This window comes from Mycobacterium sp. NGS66 (assembly GCF_059812225.1).
The window spans coordinates 166,949-186,042 of sequence record NZ_JCALCG010000014.1 but is presented as its reverse complement, the minus strand read 5'-3'; the positions used below and the strand labels follow the sequence as shown (position 1 = coordinate 186,042).

Sequence of the window (19,094 nt, the reverse complement as noted above, 5' to 3'; positions counted from 1 at the left end):
GGCGCCGAATCGGCGGAATTCACGGACTGTTCAGGCACGAGTCGGCTCGACATAGTTGACTGCACACGAGCACCGGATGTCCTCACGGTATGCGTGTCGTTCAGGTCGCCAACTTCTATGGCCCCCGCTCCGGCGGCCTTCGTACCGCAGTGGACCGGCTCGGCGACGAATACAGCGCCGCCGGACACGAGGTGTTTCTGATCGTCCCTGGCCCGCACGCCGAGCGCAGTCGACTGTCCACCGGAGTCATGCGAATCACGCTGCCCGCCAGGCTCATTCCGTTCACCGGCGGATATCGCGCGGTCATGCCGGGACGGGTGAAGGCGTTGCTGCAGGCGCTGAGGCCCGACGCGTTGGAGGTCTCGGACCGGCTCACGTTGCGATCATTGGGCCAATGGGGCCGCGAGCGTGGCGTGACGACGGTGATGATCTCTCACGAACGCTTGGATCGCCTTGTGGGCCAAGTACTTCCGCGCCGGATCGCCCAGAAATGCGCGGACATCGCCAACACGCGCACCGCGGCAGACTATGACACAGTGGTGTGCACCACCGGTTTCGCACGTCAGGAATTCGACCGCATCGGTGCGACAAACGTCGCCACCGTCCCGCTCGGCGTGGACCTGCAAACCTTCCACCCGCGCCGGCGCTCAGCCGCGCTGCGACACAGATTGGCCGCACCGAAACAAACGCTGCTCGTGCACTGCGGCCGACTGTCCGTGGAAAAGCGCGTTGACCGCAGCATCGACGCGCTCGCCGCATTGTGCGACTGTGGGGTCGACGCGCGACTTGTCGTCATGGGCGAGGGCCCGTTGCGACCCAGGCTTCAGCGGCAGGCTGCTGGGCTGCCCGTCCACTTCACCGGTTTCGTTTCCAACAGATACGCCGTGGCAGCGCTCCTGGCATCGGCCGATGTCACGCTGGCGCCCGGTCCGCATGAAACATTCGGCTTGGCAGCATTGGAATCGCTGGCATGCGGGACACCGGCAGTGGTGTCGCGGACGTCGGCGCTGACCGAGATCATCACCGCCGAGAGCGGGGCCTCGGCAGACAACGATCCTGCGGCCATCGCGGCTGCGGTCCGCGAAATCGCCAGTCGCCCAGAGCTTCACCGTCGCGGTGCCGCACGCGCCCGCGCCGAGATGTTCACCTGGCAGCGAGCGGCCGACGGCATGCTGGCAACGCTGCATGACCGGCAGGGCGAAAACCAGCAGACCGCCTAGCGGACTCCTCCTAGATCGCTCCCGCATGCGCGGGAATGACGAGGTTCAGCGCGCTGAGGATCCCGGGATTGGCTGCGCAGACCGCAGCGATCGCATTGGTGTGACAACGTTCTTGCCGCTTGCCAACAGCGCGCACAACTGGTCAACGACTTCGTCAGGGGGGCGGCCGGAAACCATCGGGCAGTATGTCACGCAATCGGCGTCCAACGCCACGAAGTCCTCGAAATTATCGGAGGCCGTTACACCGCCAGCGGGTTCGTCGACCAGCTACCTTCCCACGGCTGTGCACCAGATGGCCAACCAACTCCAGATGCGGCGACCGCAGCACCTGTCGTAGCGCGAGCCTTCCCGTGTAACCAGTGCCGACGTGTGCTACCCGAATTCTGGTGCTGTCAACCATGATTCAGATACCCTTCCAACTCTTCATGAAGGCTGCAGTCGTCCGGGCGGCGTTGTCCGCCGCGATCTGTTTGTAGAAGAAGAACGAGACCGGAAAGGGCGGTAGACGCAGCGGATCGCCCTGGCCGTCCGAAATGCCGCGAATGCCAAGGAAGGGAACGCCGTGTGCATTGGCGACGGCCTGCGCCGCCGCGGTCTCGTTGTCCACCGCGTCGTAAATCGGGTTCAGGGTCGCAATGGCGAGGTTGCTGATCAACGCCTTCTTCAGCCAGGGCCCGACGGCCTCAAAGAAGTTGCCGGTAAAGAACAGCGAGCGATCGGGCACCGAGCATGGTTGGCAACCGAAAACGTCGCCCCCGTTGGGGATGCACGGGAAAGCCTGGCCGTTGTTGTTGTCGGAGCTCGCGCCGTCACCCCCGACCACCAGTTGCGGTATCCGCCCAAGCTTGTTCAGCCGGACGACGGGAACGTTCCTGCACAGACTCATCGGATTGCCGAGGGTGTTGGTGTTGTCCAATGTGACAGAAAGGTTATGGGCCGTTCTGAGCATGTCGGGATCAACCGAATGAAACGTCGCGCCGTTATCCAGGGTCCACTGGGCGGGTATGGCCACGTCGGCGATCTTGAGCCGCGCCCCACCGCCCGCGACACCCGAAAATATCACTGCGCCAACGGCTATGCCGGATGCAGAGGTAAAGCGTGCGAACGCAGCTTCGGTGGTCTGGGTGGCGTTGACCAGACCGATGCCGGTCATCGCGACGATCACTTTATTGCCGCTCATCGTGCCGAGATAGAAGTGCCGGCGATCGCAGACCACCACCGGATCTGGATCGAGCGTCGTGTGCGACAGCACCGCGTCGGCTTCGGCCGGAAACGCGGAAAGCAGCAGCGAGCGCCGCTCGCACGCCGTCGTCATTGCCGCGACATCCCCGAGCTCGCCAAGCCGACCCTGCCGTTCCACCGTTGAGGGCTGCCAGTACTCGTTATCATTTTTCTGTCTCGGGATTTCGTGTCGTTACGCAACTAGGCCAGGATAGTGAAGCACTCCACCAGCCCGACCGCGCAGCAGTTCTACGACGACGCCGATCTCACCCGCGCAGTCACCGCTTACAAATTCTTCTATCCCACCGTCTCGGGAGCGGCCATCTTCACGGGCAACCAGGCCGCCGGGCTGATTCCTAACAAAGTGTTCGGCATCCTGGACTGCGGACCCGAACAGCTGGTCTACACGGCGAATTCCGACACACCGTATGGACCGATGCTGCTCGATCTGAGCGTGGGCCCACTGGTCGTCGAGTTGCAGCCCGGACCGCTCATCGTCGTCTCGATGGACATCAACCAGCGTTGGGTCGCGGACATGGGCCTGCCCGGGCCGGATGGCGGCAACGGCGGCAAACACCTGTTCCTCGGGCCGGGGTACACCGGCGAAGTTCCCGACACCGGGTACTACGTGCATCGGGCCAGCAGCAACCGCCAGATCGTCGGAGCACGGTCGCTGCCGATCGGCGGTGGGCTTGCAGCAGCCAGAAAACGCCTCACCACCATCAAGGTGTATCCGCTCGACCCCAAAATCGCATGGCCGAAACCGCGTTGGGTTGATCTGACCGGAAAGTTTCAGGACACCACGCCACTGCAGTGGGAGACCAATCTGAAGTTCTGGGAAGTGCTGCACGAAGCGATCGACACCGAGCCCGTATTCCCCGGATACCACACGCATTACGGCGAACTCGCCGCGCTCGGCATCGAGAAAGGCAAACCGTTCGAGCCCGACGACCGCATGAAAGGCCTACTCGAATCGGCCGCCCAGGCCGGCAACGCCCAAATGCGAGTACAGTCTTTCGCCGACCGCAGCCCAGGCTGTCGGGTATGGGACAACCGGGAGTGGGAATGGGCCGCGCTGCGTTACGCGGACGGGAACTTCAACACCGTCACCCATCTCGATCTCTGCGCCCGCGAGAAGTGGTTCTATCAAGCCATCGGTGCCTCACCGGCGATGTTCCGCCGGGACAGCCGCGCCGGTTCGCTGTATTGGCTGGGGCTTCGCGACGCCGACGGAATACCCCTCGACGGTGCGCGACACTACAAACTCACCGTCCCACTTCCGGTGCCGGACAGGCTCTTTTGGTCGGTCACGGTCTACGACGTCGACACTCGTTCGCAAATCCGTGCCGCACAGAACAAGGCCGCATTGCGTTCATTGTTCGAGCTCAGCGATCTCAGTGGCGATCAGGCGAAGCTGTATTTCGGCCCGACGCCGCCGGGCGGAGAGGTAGACCGGTGGATCCAGACCGTTCCCGGCAAGGGCTGGTTCGTGTATTTCCGGATCTACGGGCCGGAGCAGGCCGCGTTTGACGGGACTTGGCGCCCAGGCGATTTCGAGGTTATTGCGCCATGACGCGCTTGAACCGCGTCAGGGCAGGCATTTTCAGCCTCACCCCTGCCGCGCCCGCCGACGACGACGGCTATCTGCATTGGCACCTGCTAGACCACATGCCGGAGCAATACCAACTGCCGGGCATCGTGTATGGGCTGCGTTGGATCGCGGACGGCGACTACCCCGCCCATCGCTTGGCGGCCAACGGACCACTGGGCGAGGTATGCAACGCCGTCCACTACCTCGTCGGTGAACCGGTAGAGGAAACCTTCGACGACTTCGTCACGCTCGGCCGTGCGCTGCGCGAAAACGGTCGCTTCCCCGTCCGGCGCGCGTCTTTGCAAGTGGCCGGACTGCGGCTGCTGCAATGCCAATCCGCGCCGCGCGCAATGATTTCCGCCGCGGTGGTGCCGTTTCGCCCACATCGCGGAGTACTGCTGATCGTCGAGGAATCCGTTGGCGGCCGCCCGAACCAATGGCTGCAATGGCTGCACGCCGAACACTATCCCGCTCTGTTAGCGGTGCCCGGCACGGCCGGCGCGTGGACGTTCGGTTCGACCAATGAATGGAACGCTGCGTCCAGGGGCTGGCGCACCGAGCCGCAGTACATCACGGTCGTCTATCTCGACGAAGATCCTCTCGGGACAACCGCTGCCCTCGCGCCCCTGGTCGAGGAGCGGTGGCGATCATCAGCAGTGCGACCGGTTTTCGCCGGACCGCTGCGCAGCATGATCAGCTGGGAAGCCTGGCCGTGAGGTGCCGTCGCCGCCCAGGTCGTAGTCGAGGTTCGTCGCAAGTCTCGCCCGTCACAAGATTTCGGGACAATGTCTGTTTTGCCCGCCTCATAGCGACAACCGAAGCGCCTTAAGCCAATTCGTCACGGCGTAACTCGGCACCTCTTACACGCAGCGTAATTCGAGTCGAGGTGTCGCTACGAGGCGGGCAAAAGCGCACACGTCTCTTTGGCCGCGACTGTTGTGGCTGGAGTTACTACGACACCGCCAGCGCGCAACAATTCGTGACAACCGCAACCACCTCTGCGATGCTGACAGCTTGGACATCTTCGCTGAATGGCAGCGCGACAGCACGCAACTTCAATGGCGGTCGACGACGGCAGCCAACGACGGACGGGCACTCGCGGTGTTCACCCGCCGCTGCGGCACACCGGGAGCACCCGCGCTGGTGCTCGTTCACGGCTTTCCGACCTCGAGCATCGACTTTTACGCCCTGACGAAAGAGCTGGGCTCCGAGTTCGACATTTTCACGCTGGACTTCCCAGGCCACGGAATGTCCGACAAGCCACCGGCGCCGTACGTCTACTCGTTGTACGACGACGCACGGCTGCTCGTCCACGCGATCACGCAGTTTTGGCAACTGACCGAGTACCGAATGCTGACCCACGACCGCGGCAGCAGCGTCGGCATGATCGCGCTGAACATGCTGTCCGCCCTGGGTCCGCCGGCCGCACCCGTCGACGTCATCATCACCAACGCCAACATCTACCTCCCGCTGGCGAATCTCACGGTGTTCCAAACCATGTTGCTCGACCCGGCGACGGCCCGGAGTACTGCTGTGGCAACGACTCCCGACGGCTTGGCAGCCGGTCTGGGAATAACGACCTTCATGCCCCGCCGGACGCCGGACGACCCGGAGCTCGCGGCATTGGCAAAGTGCTTCGCGCACAACGACGGAATCCGCGTGCTACCGGACGTCATCCAATACCTGAACGAGCGCGCGGCCGACGAAACCCGTTGGCTCGAAACACTTTCCAAACTGTCGGTCAATACCACGCTGGTGTGGGGCATACACGACAACGTCTCACCCCTGCGAGTCCCGAACTACGTATGGCATACCTACCTGAGGGACAAGCCGGGCCGTAACCGCTACTGGGTGCTGCCGACGGCCGATCACTATCTGCAGTGCGACGCCCCTGGGCAATTGGCCGACATTGTTCGGCTGACGGCGAACGGCGAGGACATTCCGCTGCAGACGCTCGGCAGCCGGCCTGACGGCGCGTTGCTCGTTGATTTCACCGCGCCATAGTGGCGCGAGCAGACGCAAAATCCCCTAGAAATAGCCATTTTTGGGGGATTTTACGTCTGCTCGGCAACCTAACCGGTAATTACCGGCAGCTTCGACCATCCCCGCACGCTCGACGTATGCGCCTTGGCGGCGTTGGCGTAGTCGACTTCCCAGTCAGGCCAGCGCTTGATGACCTCCTCCAACACCACCCGCGCCTGCATGCGCGCCAACGCCGAGCCCAGACAGAAGTGCAGCCCATGTCCAAAGCTGAGATGTGTTGCGCCGCGGTGGATGTCGAACCTGTCGGCGTCGGGAAACTTGCGCTCGTCGCGGTTGGCCGATCCGTTGATCAGCAACATGATCGAACCTTCCGGAACCGTCGTGCCGCGGCATTCGATGTCGCGCGCCACATAACGCGCCTGCACCGGTGACGGCGCCTCGTACCGCAGCACCTCCTCGATCGCCATCGGGATGAGTGCCGGATTGGCCACGATCTCGCGGCGCTGATCGGGGTGCTCGGCCAGCAGCTGGCCCATGAAGCCGATCAGACGCGTCGTCGTTTCGTTACCGGCTCCGGCGATCATGCTGGTGTAGAGCAACACCTCCGACCGACTCAGCCGCCGCGTCCCGTCGCCGTCCTCGATCTCGGCGTTCAGCAGCTGGGTCATCAGGTCATCGGAGGGATGGTCCACTCGCCAATCGATGTACTCGGCGAACATCTCATGGCTGTGCTCCAAAAAGTCCTTAGGCACCACCCGAAACGTCCCCTCGGTCAAGGTGAGCTGACGGCCACCACGATCCCGAATCGCTTCCTGATTGTCTTCGGGGATGCCCAGCAGATAGCCGATCGTGCGCATCGGGACCGTGGCGCCGATGTTTTCGATGAAGTCGAACCGGCCCGAGCCCACCAACGGGTCGAGGGCGCGCACACAGAAATCCCGCGTCAGCGGCTCGATGGCCTCCATCCGACGCGGGGTGAAAACCCTTGACAGGACACGGCGATGCAGATCGTGTATCGGCGGATCCTCGAAGAGGATGACGCCGGGCGGCAACTCGATGCCGCTCATGATGATGTCCATGGTGGTGCCGCGGCCCGAGCGGTAGACCTCCCAATTGGTCAGCTCGTGCGAGACATCGTCATACCGGCTCAGCGCATAGAAGTTGTACTTGTCGTTGTGGTATAGCGGGGCTTCATCACGAAGTCGCTTCCAGATCGGATACGGGTCGTCGTCAATGTCGAAATCGAAAGGGTCGTAATACAGTTCAGTGGCGGTCATCTTCACATCCCGGTTTCCGACAGTAACTCGCTGAGCCCAGTGTCCGCGGCCGCGCTGGGCGAGCGGACGGCCTCCGGCACAACGATCTCGCCGACGCGTTTGAGATAGGGCCACGCGATTTCCGGCGGCAAGCCACCGCACAACGGCGACAGCGTGAGCATTTTGCCATCGCGCACCCGGGAAATCGCTTCCGAGGTCGAGATAATCACGTGCGACGAAGACGCCTCGCGCAGCTCGGTAACGCTGTCGACGTGGGAGAACCCTGCCGACGTCTCGTTGCCGGGGTTCCATTCGGCGTAGGCGCGCGCGTCGTGCAGCAGGTACTCGCCCAGCTCCGACCAAGCCTCGTCGACGTCATCGGCGACGAAAGTTGCCGACGGCGTGTTGCGGTCGGGGAAAAATGCCGGACCAGGCTGATACCCGTGCTTGCGGCAGGAATGCTCGTAGGCCTCCCGCATACCGGGGATATTGGCGTTGGCCAGCATGCCCAGGCCGTATCTCCCGGCCCGTCGGGCGGCCGCCAGACTTCCACCGCCCCACATCAGCGCCGGCCCACCGGGGGTCAGCGGCAGCGGTGTCACCGTGATCCGTCGTCCGTCTTCAACGACGGTCTCACCCGCGAGCAGCCGTCGTAGCAGGCTCACCTTCTCGTCGGCCAGCCGCCCACGATCGGCGAGCGACAAGCCGAACATGTCGTACTCTTCGGGTCGATATCCCAGGGCCAGAATGTAGGACGCCCGGCCGCCGCTGAGGATGTCGAGGACGGCCATGTCCTCGGCGAGGCGTACGGGATCGTAGAACGGCAGAATCAGGGTCATGCTCAGGGCGAGCTGCTGAGTGCGCGAGGCGATCGCCGAAGCCAGCAGGAACGGGGCCGGCAAGTACCCGTCGTCCGATCCGTGGTGCTCACACAGCACGGCCGCCAGGCCACCGTGATCTTCCGCCCATGCGCACATCTCCGGCACCGCTGCATACAGCGCGGCCGGGGGCGCGCCGAACGCCGGGGCCCGCATGTCGAAGCGCATTAGGAACACGCAGCTTCTCCTCAATGGTCCGTAGCCAACCTAATATTTGTCCCACGAACACTACGTCCCGTTCAAGATTGCCGTCAACCATTAGTCAAAGACGTGCCGCGGCAGCGTCGTCGGGATATCCAGCGAGCTGAGCAGACCGGGAGCCGCGTCGACAACGTAGGGGATCGCGTTGACCACCCGCATGGCCGTCGACATCATCGCCGCATGTCGAACCTGAGCGTGAAGATACCCAGGCAGAGTAACCTAACGTTTGTTCAGTCCGTGGTTGACCAGCAGATCGAAGGCCGGATCCGCACTCCATGCAGCCGGATTAGCCACTGCCGCTCCGGTTTTCACAATGTCAGGAGGATGACGATGGCATACCGCGTGGTGGTGTGGGCGACGGGAGGCATCGGATCGATCGCGATCAGCACCATCCGGCGGCGTCGCGACCTGGACCTCATCGGGGTGTGGGTGCACGCGCCGGACAAGGTGGGCAAGGACGCGGGTGAACTGGCCAACGGCGAGCCGATCGGCCTGGCTGCCACCAACGATGCCGACGCGCTGATCGCCCTGAAGCCCGATTGCGTGGTCTATGCGGCCAGTGGACCCGAACGCGACGCGTTGGCCATCCCGGACTACGTGAAGCTGCTTGAAGCCGGGATCAACGTCGTCACCACCAGCACCACCCGCCTGGTCAACCCGCACGCCTACCAGCCCGCGGAATGGCGTGACCAGCTGGCCGCGGCGGCCAAGCAGGGCCAGGTGTCGTTGTACGCGTCGGGAATCGAACCGGGATTCGCCGCCGACTACCTGCCGCTGGTGCTGTCCACGCAGTCGGCGACGATCGAAACGATTCACGCCTGCGAAATCGGCCTGTACGACGACTACGGGGTTCCCGACATCATGAGCGACGCGTTGGGCTTCGGCCGGCCGCTTGACTACCAGCCCTGGATCGGCTTTCCCGGCGCAATCGCGGGCGAGTGGCAGGGTCAGATCCGGTTGATCGCCGACGCGCTCGGGGTCGAAGTGACCGAGGTCCGGGAAGGATTTGATCGTGCCGTCACCGACCGGACGCTGGAAGTAGCCATGGGCACAGTGCAAGCCGGCACCTGCGGTGCGCTGCGTATGCAGGCGATCGGGGTGGTCGACGGTCGCGAGGCTATCGTCATCGAGCACGTCACCAGGCTCGCGCACGACGTCGCACCCGACTGGCCCACCGGGATCGGCGATCTGTCCTACCGCATCGTGATCAGCGGCGACCCGGACATCGACTGCACGCTGACGGCCACGCTGAAGGATCCACGCCGGGCCGGTATTCCGGGGATGAGCTCGGGCGCCGGGGCGATGGTCGCGACGGCTATGCGCGTCGTGAACGCCGTGCCCTACGTCGTCGACGCGGCGCCCGGCCTACTCAGTTCGGTGGATCTGCCGCTGACGATTCCGAAGGGGGCCTTCGTCGGCGGTTAAACTGGTCGCTCGTGAGTCCTGCCGCGGCAGCCAATCCCTTCGAGGAGCTTTCGGTCGAGCAACTGCGCGAACGCAGCAGCATGAAGTGGCGCGCGCACCCGGCCGATGTGTTGCCGTTGTGGGTCGCCGAGATGGACGTCCGGCTCGCGCCGACGGTGGCCGACGCCATTCATCGGGCGGTCGATATCGGTGATACCGGCTACCCGTACGGAAAGGGGTACGCCCGGGCCGTCGGCGAATTCGCTGCCCAGCGCTGGGAATGGCACAATTTCTCGGTCGGCCGTACGGCGGTGGTTCCCGACGTGATGCTCGGTGTGGTCGAGATGCTGCGCCTGGTCACCGACCGCGGCGACGCCGTCATCGTGAATCCGCCTGTGTATCCGCCGTTTTACGCGTTCGTCTCGCACGACGGACGGCGGGTGGTCGAGGCCCCGTTGGGCAGCGACGGCCGAATTGACTTGGCGGCCTTGGAAGAAGCATTTTCGCATGCCCGACGTTCCGGCGGGCCAGGTGCGAAAGTGGCGTATCTGCTGTGCAATCCGCACAACCCGACCGGGTCGGTGCACACGGCTGCGGAGCTGACCGGTGTTGCCGAACTTGCCCGCCGATTCGACGTCCGGGTGGTGTCGGACGAGATTCACGCTCCGCTGGTGCTGCCGGGCGCGCGGTTCACGCCGTACCTGACGGTTGCTGGGGCGGAGAACGCGTTGGCCGTGATGTCCGCGTCCAAGGCATGGAACCTGTGTGGGCTGAAAGCGGCGTTGGCCGTCGCCGGCCCGGAGTCGGCGGCCGACCTCAGACGGATGCCCGAGGAAGTCAGCCACGGCCCCAGTCACCTGGGCGTCATCGCGCATACCGAAGCGTTTCGCACCGGCGGCGGCTGGCTGGACAGCCTGCTGGACGGACTGGATGCCAACCGAAAGTTGCTGGGCGAGTTGATAACCGAGCATTTGCCGGGTGTGGGGTATCAGCCACCGGAAGGCACGTATCTGGCGTGGCTGGATTGCCGGCAACTAGGCTTCAGCGAACAAGCGGCCGAGGGCATCGCGGTGGTATCCGATCTGTCCGGCCCGGCACGCTGGTTCCTCGACCACGCCCGTGTCCTGCTGACGTCGGGCCACGCGTTCGGGACAGGTGGTGTGGGGCATGTGCGCATGAACATTGCTACGTCGCAAGCGATCCTGACGGAGGCCGTGATGCGGATGGGCCGCGCGGTGCAGCAGCTCCCCGCGAGCAGACGCAAAATTCCCTAAATCGCGGGCGATTTGGGGGATTTTGCGTCTGCTCGCGGTTACAACAGAACGTCGAACACGGCCGAGCCGGTCGTGATGGGACGGTCGTTGTTGCCTTCATCATGGATGAGCATGCGCACGCCGACACACCCTTCGGCGCCGCGGTACGCGGTCCCGTCGACGCGAAACGGACCCACCTTTCCGCGCGACATGAACATCACCTGCCAGCTTTGCACCTGCAACCGCCTGGTGCCCGCCAGCTCTGCGGCCAGATCGATCGCGGCCGTCTCCAGCAGCACGTGTTGCGGCCCGATGTGCAACGCTGCGTCCGGCGACGCCACCTCGAGGGTGAGCTCAGGCATCACCCAGTGCCCGTCGGCGCGCCGAGACGCGCCGAAAGCCTGCCACAGCGGCGGAAGGTCCGGTGAATCCTCGATGATCAGCTCGGTGCCGCTGACGTCCATCTTCTCCAGGCCGGGCGGCGGCTGACCGATGACCGCACCCTGACCGTGGATGAAGGCGACGACGCGCTCGGGGTTGTCCGCGTCGACGATCAGGCATCGGCCATAGCCCATCGTTCTGCCCTGGTGGATGTTGCCGGAGCCCACCACCAGGACGGTGTCCACGTCGAAGCCGGGATCCAGGATCTGCACCGAGGAGATCACCGGGTTGGGTACCGCAACCATGTCGGTCTGGCACCCTTCGGGCGACGCAATTGCCAACGGGGCGACCATGATTCCGCCGGCCTCGTTGCGCATGTCGCGTCGGATGCGAACCGTGTCATCGACCTCACCGAGATTCATCGACGCATGGTTGCGACCGATGTAGCGATAGCTGAGCAGGCCGGTCCAACGTCGCAGCAGCTCGTCCCGGTACGCCTCGGTATCGTCGGTCAGCTCTCTGATGTCGCGTGGCCGCTCGGGCATCGACGTCTCCCCTAGGTGTCCAGCAGTCCCGCCGGCGTCGCCGAAGCGCCGCGGGCGACCACGACCGGCATTGACGTCGACGCGTTGGTGCGCAAAATCGTGTGCACCAACTCCACCAGATCCTCGACCGGCATCAGCTTGCCCCCCATGCAGCCGCGCTGTAACCACAGCGGTTGTGCTTTCATGGCGAGCTCGCCGTTCCAGTCGAAACTCATGCCCGTCATCGAGTCGCCCTCGCCGCCCGGGCATTCGCCGACGATGAGGTTGGTGAAGCCGATATTCGGGTGTTCGGCTTGCCACACCTGCACGAGTCGCTCCAGCGCCGCCTTGCTGACCGCGTAGGCGCCCAAGCCTGGCCACGGCGGCCCGAAAGTGCCCGACGTGGACGAGAGATAGACCGCTTTGCCCCCCGACTCCGCCAGGTACGGAGCCGCCGCGGCGGTCACCAATGACGCGCCGATGACATTGGTATCCAATACTTTTCGCCATAGCTCGGCATCGGTGTCGGCGATGCGCTCCAACGGGCATATCGCGGAGGTGTATACCAGATTGTCGATGCCGCCGAGCGCCTCGGCGGCGGTGTTGATCGCCGATCGGCACGAATCCTGTTCGGTCACATCGCATTCGACAGCAACCGCGCCCTCGCCGGCTTCCTGCCTCGCGGCCTCCAGTCGCTGCCGTCGTCGCGCCAGTAAAGCCACCTTCGCGCCGCGCCTAGCTAGGCCGACACTGATACAGCGGCCTAACCCGCTCGACGCACCGATCACCACGGTTCTCGACATATCCGTCCTATCAATCGAATTTGCTCATGCGCTGATCAGCTCCGGGTGAAACTTGGTGACCATCCGGCGGATCCCGTCGCGCCAGTGCACCGTGGTATCGCCGACGAGTTCGCGCATCCGAGTCAGGTCGACGGGTACGCCGCGCAGTGCCTGCGGGTCCTCCCGAAACACCGGCTCACGACCGATCAGCGACCCGAGGTATTCGCACCACTCCTGGAGGCTGACCGTCGTGTTCCCGGCCCAGTTGACCGTGACCGCCGGGACCGACGCCGCGTCGAGCAACTTCGGGATCGTCACGATGATGTCGTCCTGGTGAATGGGGTTGTAGCGGGCCGGCCCTCCAGGCGGCACGGGGATCGGTATGCCGGCCAGCATCATCTCCATGTGAAAGTACGGCCACCCCCCGTTGTCGCCGTACGGCACGTTCAGCCGGGCGATGGTGGTAGGCACGCCGAGCACGCGTGACATCGACCGGACCACGGCCTCGCCCGCGATCTTGGAGATGGAATAGGTGGGGAACACGATTTTGTGGTTGTCACCCAGGGCCGCATGCTCGGTGCGTGGTTTGTCGTCGGGAGGGTCATAGACCGCCGTCGACGAGCAGTACAGAAACCCTTTCGCGCCGCGGCAGTGGCTCATGAGCAGGCCGGCCGACTCCGCATTGGCCGCCAGGTCCTTGTCCCAGTTGCCGCTTTTGGCAACGGCCAGATTCAGCACGTAGTCGAAGTCGTCCGGCAGCGCGGTGAAGTCGCCGGCGGCCAGGTTGACCGCTTCGCAGTGCACACCTGCCTGTTCCAGACCCGCGCGCGCCGCGGCGTCGGTGAATCGGGCGATCCCCCACACCTCGTTGTCGGCGGCAAGCGCCCGGGCGATAGGCGCGGCGACTTGGCCGCTGGGGCCGGTGATCAAGATTTTGTAGCCGCGCATGCGCTGATGGTATGCGTGCCGAGGTTTACATCTGCTCGCTGGTCCGTAAACCGGGGCGCTATCCGCCTAGCTCACCGGCGATGCCGCGCTCGATCCTGGCTTGAGTCAGGGACGGCAACACGATCAGCCCGTCGAGTTCTTTGCGGGCCAGGTCATACGCGCGCTGACGTTCCTGGGCGGTTGCCGCGGTGTCCGACACCACCCGGAGCAGGCTTTGCGCGCGGGCGATACGCTGCTGCCCTTCTTCGGTGAAGTCGTTGCGGCGCTGACGAATTGCCTCGGTTTCGGCCACATTGAAGGCGGTCACGTACTCTTCGACCGCGGCAAAGTACTGGTCTGCGGCTTCCCGGTCGTCGAGAAGATCTTCGGCTCTGGTGGGACGCAGCAGGTCCGCCCGGAGCCTGGCTTTGTGAAAGGCCGTCGTGAACGGGTTGCGCATGTCCGTCATCAGCGGGAAGTCCAGCAGCTTGGCCACGTCGAGTTCGTAATCCAGCCAGCGTGCATCCGTTCGGGTGTGCTCCTCGACGACGCGTTTGATCGTCGCCCACTGGGCGGCCTGGTTGCCTTGTCGCGGGTGCGCGCGGGCAGGTGTCGTCTCATCTGCCTCAGTCTTGTCGGTCTGCTGGCCTCGACGGAATGCGGTGAAGGCCTTGTGCGCGGCGACTATCGCCCCGGCCAGCGGCAGGATGAACAGGAGGAGCTCTACCAGGCGGAACACCAAGCCCATAAAGCAAGGATGCCACCGTCGCAACTGGCGATGGTCACATCCGTCACACTGGCCCCGGGCACGGGCGGGCCAATCGATTTTAGAAAGCGATATGACCGGCGCCATCGCTTTTCGGAACCGGATGGCACCGCTTCGGCCGCGTCATCGCGTTCCCGCTTAATCCGCCGCTCGAGCGGTCTGACCTGGCTAGACTCGCGAAATCATGGCTATCCAACGCGCCGTTCTGCTGATCGCGGACATCGGCGGATACACGAACTACATGCAATGGAACAGGCTGCACCTGGCCCACGCCCAGCAGACGGTGGCCGACCTGCTCGAGTCGGTCATCGATGCCGGTAAAGGGCTGAAGCTGGCCAAGCTGGAGGGCGACGCCGCATTCTTCTGGGCGCCCGGCGGCAACGCGAAAGTGTTGGTGTGCGAACGTCTTTCCGACATGCGCCGATCGTTTCTCGCGCGACGGGAGCGGATGAAGAAAGACATTGCCTGCGACTGCGCGAGCTGTGCCCAGCTGGACAGCCTGTCACTGAAGTTCGTCGCCCACGAGGGCGAGGTGGCACAGCAGAAGGTCAAGCGCCTGGTCGAGCTGGCCGGTGTCGACGTCATCCTCGTGCACCGGATGCTCAAGAACCAGGTGCCGATACCGGAATACGTCCTGATGACCGACGTCGTGGTGCAATGCCTCGACGAGCATTTCCGTGGTCTTTGCCTGCCGCTGGTGCACCACTTCGAGGGCATCGGTGAAACCTCGACGTACTACATCGACTTGGCCACGTCTGAAGTGGCCCCCGCGGTGCCGGAGTCCGGCTTCGGCTCCAAGCTGGCGGCCAGGCTGAGGTTTGAATCCAGTGCGTTGCCGTATGCGCTGGGCCTCAAGAAAGCTTGCGCGGGATTCCGTCATCTGGGCCGCGGCTCCAAAGAGGTCCCGGCCTAAGACCCGCGAGAAGACGCAAAATCCCCCATTTCGGCGCGAAATCGGGGGATTTTGCGTCTGCTCGGCAAGCTAAAGCCCGAACTGGTCCTCGATGATCCCGAGCCAGACCTGCGCCGCGTCGATGGCGACTTTCTCGCTGATGAACGCATGCTGGGTTCCGGTGTACATGTCGCGGAACGCGCGTTCCAGGCGGCTGCCTTCGCGGATCGAGGTGGTACCGGCGACCAGATGAGCCCATTCGGCGCAGCTGCGCGCGGTATCGGTGGCGTGGATGGCGGCCACCCGCATGTCCGCCCGCAAAGTCGGGGTCAGCTCGTCACCGGCGGCCACCGCAGCCTCGGCGGTGGTGAAGGCGTCGAGCACCAGAAGGCGGGCGGCCCGCCACGCGGCGACGTGCTGGGCCAGCCCCTTCTGGAACGTCGGGCGACTGGCCAACGCCGCCATGTCGCTCATCCGGTACTTGGTCGCCGCCAACTTGGCGACATCGTCGAGCATGCTCTTGGACACCCCGAGCGCCCAGGACGCATGCCCCGCGGCCGTCACTGGCATCAGCCCCATGCGGGTCGCCGGCGACGTGCCGCGATACGGCTCGCGAGTGAACAGTGCGAACGTGCGGCATTCCGGCACGAACACGTCTTGGACGCTGTAGTCGTACGAGCCAGTTCCCTTGAGCCCCTGCACATACCAGCCGTCGTTGAACGAGACCTCATCCCGCGGCAGCACAGCCACCCGCATGTCGGGAATGCCCTCGCTGATCCAGCGCATCTCGCCGTCGTCCATGGGGAAGAACCCGGCCGCGACGTACTGCGAATGGCCAATGCCCGAGCCGAAGCTCCACGATCCGCTCAACCGGTAACCGCCGTCGGCGGCCTGCCCCTGCCCGTTGGGGAAAAACTGGCCGCCCATCGTGACGCGATTGTCGTGGGCGGTAAACACTTCCGCGAATCCGTCGTCGGGCAGATATGCGGCGGCCGCGAACGACGACGGTAGGTTCGCGATGCCGATCCAGCCGAATGAGCCGTCCTGCCAAGCCATTTCGATCCACGTTTCGATCATCTCGGCGAAGGACGGTTCGACGCCGCCGGCTGCGACCGGGTTGAACGCCGACATCAGCCCACTTGCCCACATCTCGTCGACAATCGCGTCGGTCAAGGTGCGTATCCGCTCGGATTCGGCGGCCTCGGCGCGCACCAGGTCCCGCATCCCCCGGGCCCGGGCAACGACGTGACCACTCACTTCCGATATCGACGCCATTGGTGTTTCCTACCACTTCGCCGTCGGCATTACTCCGGTAGGCCGAAGAGCCGGACCACGCCATGATCACGCCCGGCGGTGTAGCCGCCGTCGACCGCAACGGCCTGACCGGTGACGAAGGAAGCGTCGGCAGACAGCAGGAAAGCCGCCACAGCCGCGATCTCCTCGGGCCTACCCAGCCGCTGCAGGGCGTGCTCGTTGGTGATCGACGCCGCCGGACCTTCCATCCCCGGTATACCGAAGACGCTGTCGGCCATCGGCGTTTTGACGAAGCCCGGGCAGATGGCGTTGGCCCGGATCCCACTAGGGCCGTAGTCCAGCGCGATGTTCTTGGTAAGGAGCACCACGCCGCCCTTGGCCGCGTTGTAGGAACTGCCGCCCGCCGTACCCTCCAGGCCTTCGATGCTGGCGAGGGTGACGATCGAGCCGCGCTCGCCGTCGACCCGCGGTTGCTCGATCATTCGGGCCAGCGCTGCCTTCGCTACCACATAGGTAGCGGTCAGGTTGATGCCGATCACCCGGTCCCATTCGGCGCGGGGCAGCAGATGGACCGGACCGCCACCGGCCACACCGGCGGAGTGCACGACGCCGTCGAGGCGGTTGGGCACGGCGTCGAAGACGGCCGCGACGGCCGCCTCATCGGTGACATCGGCGGGCACGAAGGTGAACCCGTGGCCCAGGTCGGGTGGGGAGGCCAGGTCGGCGCCGACGACGGTGGCACCGTCGGCCAGCAGGCGCCGCGCCGTCGCCAAGCCGATACCCGACGCGGCGCCGGTGACGACGTACGTGCAAGGACTACGGTTCATGGGTCCTCTCTTGCAGAAGCCGGCGTTGATACTGCGGTCACGGCGCGCCCTACTCGCATGTTTGCGCCGTGGACGCAGAGTCAATGCGGGTTTTGCCGCCCGGGTTCAGAACGGCGTCACATTCTCGGTGCTGACCGACATGCCGTGGCCGGTGCGGTCATTGGTGAACTTGGTGCCGTCCGGACTTGCGACGATCGTCCAGCCCTCTGCGCTATAGGTCTGATAATCCAACGTGACTTTGCCCTCGAGAAGTCCGAGATCGGCGTTGACCCAATGGAACTCGCCATTCGCGTTGACACTGGCGACGTGATAGTGCTGCCCGTCGGGCATCGTGGGCCAGTTGTTGGCGTTGGTTCGGCAGGCGACCACTTCAGCGTTGATCGAACAGCTCGTCGATCCGGACTTTGTTTGCACCCGCACGTAGCCCTGCTCATTCGGCGGCAACGGGATTGCCGGCGCGGCCGGCGGAGCGGTGGTCGAGATGAGGCTGTAGTTCGACGGAGTAGCTTCCGGCTCAGACCCCGTGGACGTCACCACTATACCCGCAGCGAGGAAAGCGACAGCCGAGAAGCCAAGCGGGACTGAGGTTCTCAGTGGCATCCTGAGTTTGCGTTCCAACGTCCTCACCTCCGTAACCCGCCAACTGTACCTCCGCGCAGCCTCGTGTGGCGATGGCTGGACGAGGCAGACACCAACCCCGCGAGCCCCGGCGCCCACCGTGCTGAGAACATAAGGCATTCCAACGAGCCGGAGGACGATATGACGGGACGATTGGCCGGAAAGGTCGCGCTGGTCAGCGGCGGCGCGCGCGGCATGGGCGCGTCGCACGTGCGGGCGATGGTCGACGAGGGCGCGAAGGTGGTCTTCGGCGACATCCTCGACCACGAGGGTGAGCTGGTGGCAAAAGAGGTCGGCGATTCGTGCCGATACGTCTCCCTGGACGTCACCAAGCCCGAGCAGTGGGCAGCCGCGGTGGCCACCGCCCTCGACGTGTTCGGCGGCGTCGACATCCTGGTCAACAACGCGGGGATCATCAACATCGGCACCATCGAGGACTACGAACTTTCCGAATGGCAACGGATCCTCGACATCAACCTGACCGGAGTGTTTCTGGGTATTCGCGCCGTCGTCAAGCCGATGAAGGAAGCCGGTCGGGGTTCCATCATCAACATCTCGTCGATCGAAGGCTTGGCCGGCACGATCGCGTGCCATGGTTACACCGCAACCAAATTCGGTGTCCGGGGTCTGACCAAGTCGGCCGCGCTGGAGTTGGGGCCGAGCGGGATTCGGGTGAACTCGATTCATCCCGGCCTGATCAAGACGCCGATGACGGAATGGGTTCCCGAGGACATCTTCCAGACCGCCCTGGGTCGGATCGCCGAGCCGCGCGAGGTGTCCAATCTCGTCGTTTACCTCGCCAGTGACGAGTCCAGCTATTCGACCGGCTCGGAATTCGTTGTCGACGGCGGTTGTGTGGCCGGGCTCGCCCACAAGGACTTCTCTGCCGTCGACACCGCCCAACAACCGGAGTGGGTCACCTAGGGACCGCCGAGCAGACGCAAAAGCCCCCGATTACGTGCCGAATCGGGGGCTTTTGCGTCTGCTCGCGCCACACTGCCGCCACCTTCCGCACGCCGTTTCAAGAATTTTCCAAGAATCCTTTTAGACCGCGGCGACAGCGTTGCGTATCGGCCGCATAGGGACAGCTGCGACGCATGGTCCCCTACCCGGCCA

Annotated in this window: 18 protein-coding genes and 1 pseudogene; 8 read left to right on the top strand and 11 right to left on the bottom strand. The window is 64.5% G+C overall.

The annotated features are described in order from the left end of the window. Window positions 1-89 precede the first annotated feature (89 nt). A complete protein-coding gene (locus AC5Y2L_RS22960; RefSeq protein ID WP_499931992.1) occupies window positions 90-1,220 on the top strand; it encodes a glycosyltransferase in 1,131 nt (376 codons plus the stop codon). Window positions 1,221-1,623: 403 nt separating this feature from the next. Here AC5Y2L_RS22960 and AC5Y2L_RS22955 read toward each other — a convergent pair whose 3' ends face one another. Beyond that, entirely contained in the window at window positions 1,624-2,580 is a 957-nt protein-coding gene (locus AC5Y2L_RS22955; protein ID WP_499931995.1) for a phosphorylase family protein, read from the bottom strand. Between the two features lie 75 nt (window positions 2,581-2,655). Here AC5Y2L_RS22955 and AC5Y2L_RS22950 point away from each other — a divergent pair, with 75 nt between their 5' ends. The 3 genes from AC5Y2L_RS22950 to AC5Y2L_RS22940 all read left to right on the top strand — a co-directional run bounded on the left by AC5Y2L_RS22950 (window position 2,656) and on the right by AC5Y2L_RS22940 (window position 6,036). Beyond that, complete coding sequence (locus AC5Y2L_RS22950) at window positions 2,656-4,014, top strand: DUF1254 domain-containing protein (protein WP_499931997.1); 1,359 nt, start codon at window positions 2,656-2,658, stop codon at window positions 4,012-4,014. Next, window positions 4,011-4,748, top strand: coding sequence for a hypothetical protein (locus tag AC5Y2L_RS22945; protein ID WP_499931999.1), 738 nt, complete (start codon window positions 4,011-4,013; stop codon window positions 4,746-4,748). Before AC5Y2L_RS22950 ends, AC5Y2L_RS22945 begins: the two co-directional genes overlap by 4 nt. Before the next feature lie 298 nt (window positions 4,749-5,046). Next, window positions 5,047-6,036, top strand: a complete 990-nt coding sequence (locus tag AC5Y2L_RS22940) for an alpha/beta fold hydrolase (RefSeq protein ID WP_499932001.1) — start codon at window positions 5,047-5,049, stop codon at window positions 6,034-6,036. 68 nt (window positions 6,037-6,104) lie between these two features. Here the strand turns inward: AC5Y2L_RS22940 and AC5Y2L_RS22935 are convergent, their stop codons facing one another. From AC5Y2L_RS22935 to AC5Y2L_RS22925, 3 genes and pseudogenes are all read right to left on the bottom strand, one after another. Continuing rightward, window positions 6,105-7,292, bottom strand: coding sequence for a cytochrome P450 (locus AC5Y2L_RS22935; RefSeq protein WP_499932003.1), 1,188 nt, complete (start codon window positions 7,290-7,292; stop codon window positions 6,105-6,107). Window positions 7,293-7,294: 2 nt separating this feature from the next. After that, window positions 7,295-8,326, bottom strand: coding sequence for an LLM class flavin-dependent oxidoreductase (locus AC5Y2L_RS22930; RefSeq protein WP_499932006.1), 1,032 nt, complete (start codon window positions 8,324-8,326; stop codon window positions 7,295-7,297). Between the two features lie 81 nt (window positions 8,327-8,407). Beyond that, a pseudogene (locus AC5Y2L_RS22925) lies at window positions 8,408-8,533 on the bottom strand (dihydrodipicolinate reductase); the annotation flags it as partial. A 141-nt stretch (window positions 8,534-8,674) separates the two neighbouring features. On the opposite strand from AC5Y2L_RS22925, the gene AC5Y2L_RS22920 reads away from it, so the two are divergent. Both AC5Y2L_RS22920 and AC5Y2L_RS22915 read left to right on the top strand, forming a co-directional pair. Beyond that, complete coding sequence (locus tag AC5Y2L_RS22920; RefSeq protein ID WP_499932009.1) at window positions 8,675-9,775, top strand: NAD(P)H-dependent amine dehydrogenase family protein; 1,101 nt, start codon at window positions 8,675-8,677, stop codon at window positions 9,773-9,775. An 80-nt stretch (window positions 9,776-9,855) separates the two neighbouring features. Next, on the top strand, window positions 9,856-11,028 hold the full coding sequence (locus tag AC5Y2L_RS22915) for a MalY/PatB family protein (protein WP_499932415.1): 1,173 nt from the start codon (window positions 9,856-9,858) through the stop codon (window positions 11,026-11,028). Between the two features lie 38 nt (window positions 11,029-11,066). Here the strand turns inward: AC5Y2L_RS22915 and AC5Y2L_RS22910 are convergent, their stop codons facing one another. Genes AC5Y2L_RS22910 through AC5Y2L_RS22895 form a run of 4 tightly spaced genes read right to left on the bottom strand, consistent with a single transcriptional unit; the run spans window position 11,067 to window position 14,369 of the window. Then, window positions 11,067-11,933 carry a hypothetical protein gene (locus AC5Y2L_RS22910; protein ID WP_499932011.1) on the bottom strand — a complete coding sequence of 289 codons (867 nt, stop codon included), beginning with the start codon at window positions 11,931-11,933 and terminating at the stop codon, window positions 11,067-11,069. A gap of 11 nt (window positions 11,934-11,944) precedes the next feature. Then, entirely contained in the window at window positions 11,945-12,703 is a 759-nt protein-coding gene (locus tag AC5Y2L_RS22905; protein WP_499932417.1) for an SDR family oxidoreductase, read from the bottom strand. A gap of 36 nt (window positions 12,704-12,739) precedes the next feature. Beyond that, a complete protein-coding gene (locus tag AC5Y2L_RS22900) occupies window positions 12,740-13,642 on the bottom strand; it encodes an NAD-dependent epimerase/dehydratase family protein (RefSeq protein WP_499932013.1) in 903 nt (300 codons plus the stop codon). 58 nt (window positions 13,643-13,700) lie between these two features. Beyond that, window positions 13,701-14,369 (bottom strand): hypothetical protein, encoded by a 669-nt coding sequence (locus tag AC5Y2L_RS22895; RefSeq protein ID WP_499932015.1) that lies wholly within the window; start codon window positions 14,367-14,369, stop codon window positions 13,701-13,703. Between the two features lie 202 nt (window positions 14,370-14,571). On the opposite strand from AC5Y2L_RS22895, the gene AC5Y2L_RS22890 reads away from it, so the two are divergent. After that, window positions 14,572-15,300: a DUF2652 domain-containing protein gene (locus tag AC5Y2L_RS22890; protein ID WP_499932017.1), complete on the top strand. Its 729-nt coding sequence runs from the start codon at window positions 14,572-14,574 to the stop codon at window positions 15,298-15,300. Window positions 15,301-15,369: 69 nt separating this feature from the next. Here AC5Y2L_RS22890 and AC5Y2L_RS22885 read toward each other — a convergent pair whose 3' ends face one another. The 3 genes from AC5Y2L_RS22885 to AC5Y2L_RS22875 all read right to left on the bottom strand — a co-directional run bounded on the left by AC5Y2L_RS22885 (window position 15,370) and on the right by AC5Y2L_RS22875 (window position 17,894). Beyond that, entirely contained in the window at window positions 15,370-16,554 is a 1,185-nt protein-coding gene (locus AC5Y2L_RS22885; RefSeq protein WP_499932020.1) for an acyl-CoA dehydrogenase family protein, read from the bottom strand. A 29-nt stretch (window positions 16,555-16,583) separates the two neighbouring features. Beyond that, the gene (locus AC5Y2L_RS22880; RefSeq protein ID WP_499932022.1) at window positions 16,584-17,360 is read right to left on the bottom strand and encodes an SDR family NAD(P)-dependent oxidoreductase; all 777 of its coding nucleotides are present in this window, start codon (window positions 17,358-17,360) and stop codon (window positions 16,584-16,586) included. Between the two features lie 105 nt (window positions 17,361-17,465). After that, window positions 17,466-17,894: a hypothetical protein gene (locus tag AC5Y2L_RS22875; RefSeq protein WP_499932024.1), complete on the bottom strand. Its 429-nt coding sequence runs from the start codon at window positions 17,892-17,894 to the stop codon at window positions 17,466-17,468. Window positions 17,895-18,119: 225 nt separating this feature from the next. Here AC5Y2L_RS22875 and AC5Y2L_RS22870 point away from each other — a divergent pair, with 225 nt between their 5' ends. Continuing rightward, window positions 18,120-18,902: an SDR family oxidoreductase gene (locus tag AC5Y2L_RS22870; RefSeq protein WP_499932026.1), complete on the top strand. Its 783-nt coding sequence runs from the start codon at window positions 18,120-18,122 to the stop codon at window positions 18,900-18,902. The last annotated feature ends 192 nt before the right edge of the window (window positions 18,903-19,094 follow it).

Coding starts and splice junctions, on each gene's coding strand:
- AC5Y2L_RS22960 (WP_499931992.1), top strand. CDS start 90: ATGCGTGTCGTTCAGGTCGCCAACTTCTATGGCCCCCGCTCCGGCGGC.
- AC5Y2L_RS22945 (WP_499931999.1), top strand. CDS start 4,011: ATGACGCGCTTGAACCGCGTCAGGGCAGGCATTTTCAGCCTCACCCCT.
- AC5Y2L_RS22935 (WP_499932003.1), bottom strand. CDS start 7,292: ATGACCGCCACTGAACTGTATTACGACCCTTTCGATTTCGACATTGAC.
- AC5Y2L_RS22920 (WP_499932009.1), top strand. CDS start 8,675: ATGACGATGGCATACCGCGTGGTGGTGTGGGCGACGGGAGGCATCGGA.
- AC5Y2L_RS22915 (WP_499932415.1), top strand. CDS start 9,856: ATGAAGTGGCGCGCGCACCCGGCCGATGTGTTGCCGTTGTGGGTCGCC.
- AC5Y2L_RS22910 (WP_499932011.1), bottom strand. CDS start 11,933: ATGCCCGAGCGGCCACGCGACATCAGAGAGCTGACCGACGATACCGAG.
- AC5Y2L_RS22900 (WP_499932013.1), bottom strand. CDS start 13,642: ATGCGCGGCTACAAAATCTTGATCACCGGCCCCAGCGGCCAAGTCGCC.
- AC5Y2L_RS22895 (WP_499932015.1), bottom strand. CDS start 14,369: ATGGGCTTGGTGTTCCGCCTGGTAGAGCTCCTCCTGTTCATCCTGCCG.
- AC5Y2L_RS22890 (WP_499932017.1), top strand. CDS start 14,572: ATGGCTATCCAACGCGCCGTTCTGCTGATCGCGGACATCGGCGGATAC.
- AC5Y2L_RS22885 (WP_499932020.1), bottom strand. CDS start 16,554: ATGGCGTCGATATCGGAAGTGAGTGGTCACGTCGTTGCCCGGGCCCGG.
- AC5Y2L_RS22880 (WP_499932022.1), bottom strand. CDS start 17,360: ATGAACCGTAGTCCTTGCACGTACGTCGTCACCGGCGCCGCGTCGGGT.
- AC5Y2L_RS22870 (WP_499932026.1), top strand. CDS start 18,120: ATGACGGGACGATTGGCCGGAAAGGTCGCGCTGGTCAGCGGCGGCGCG.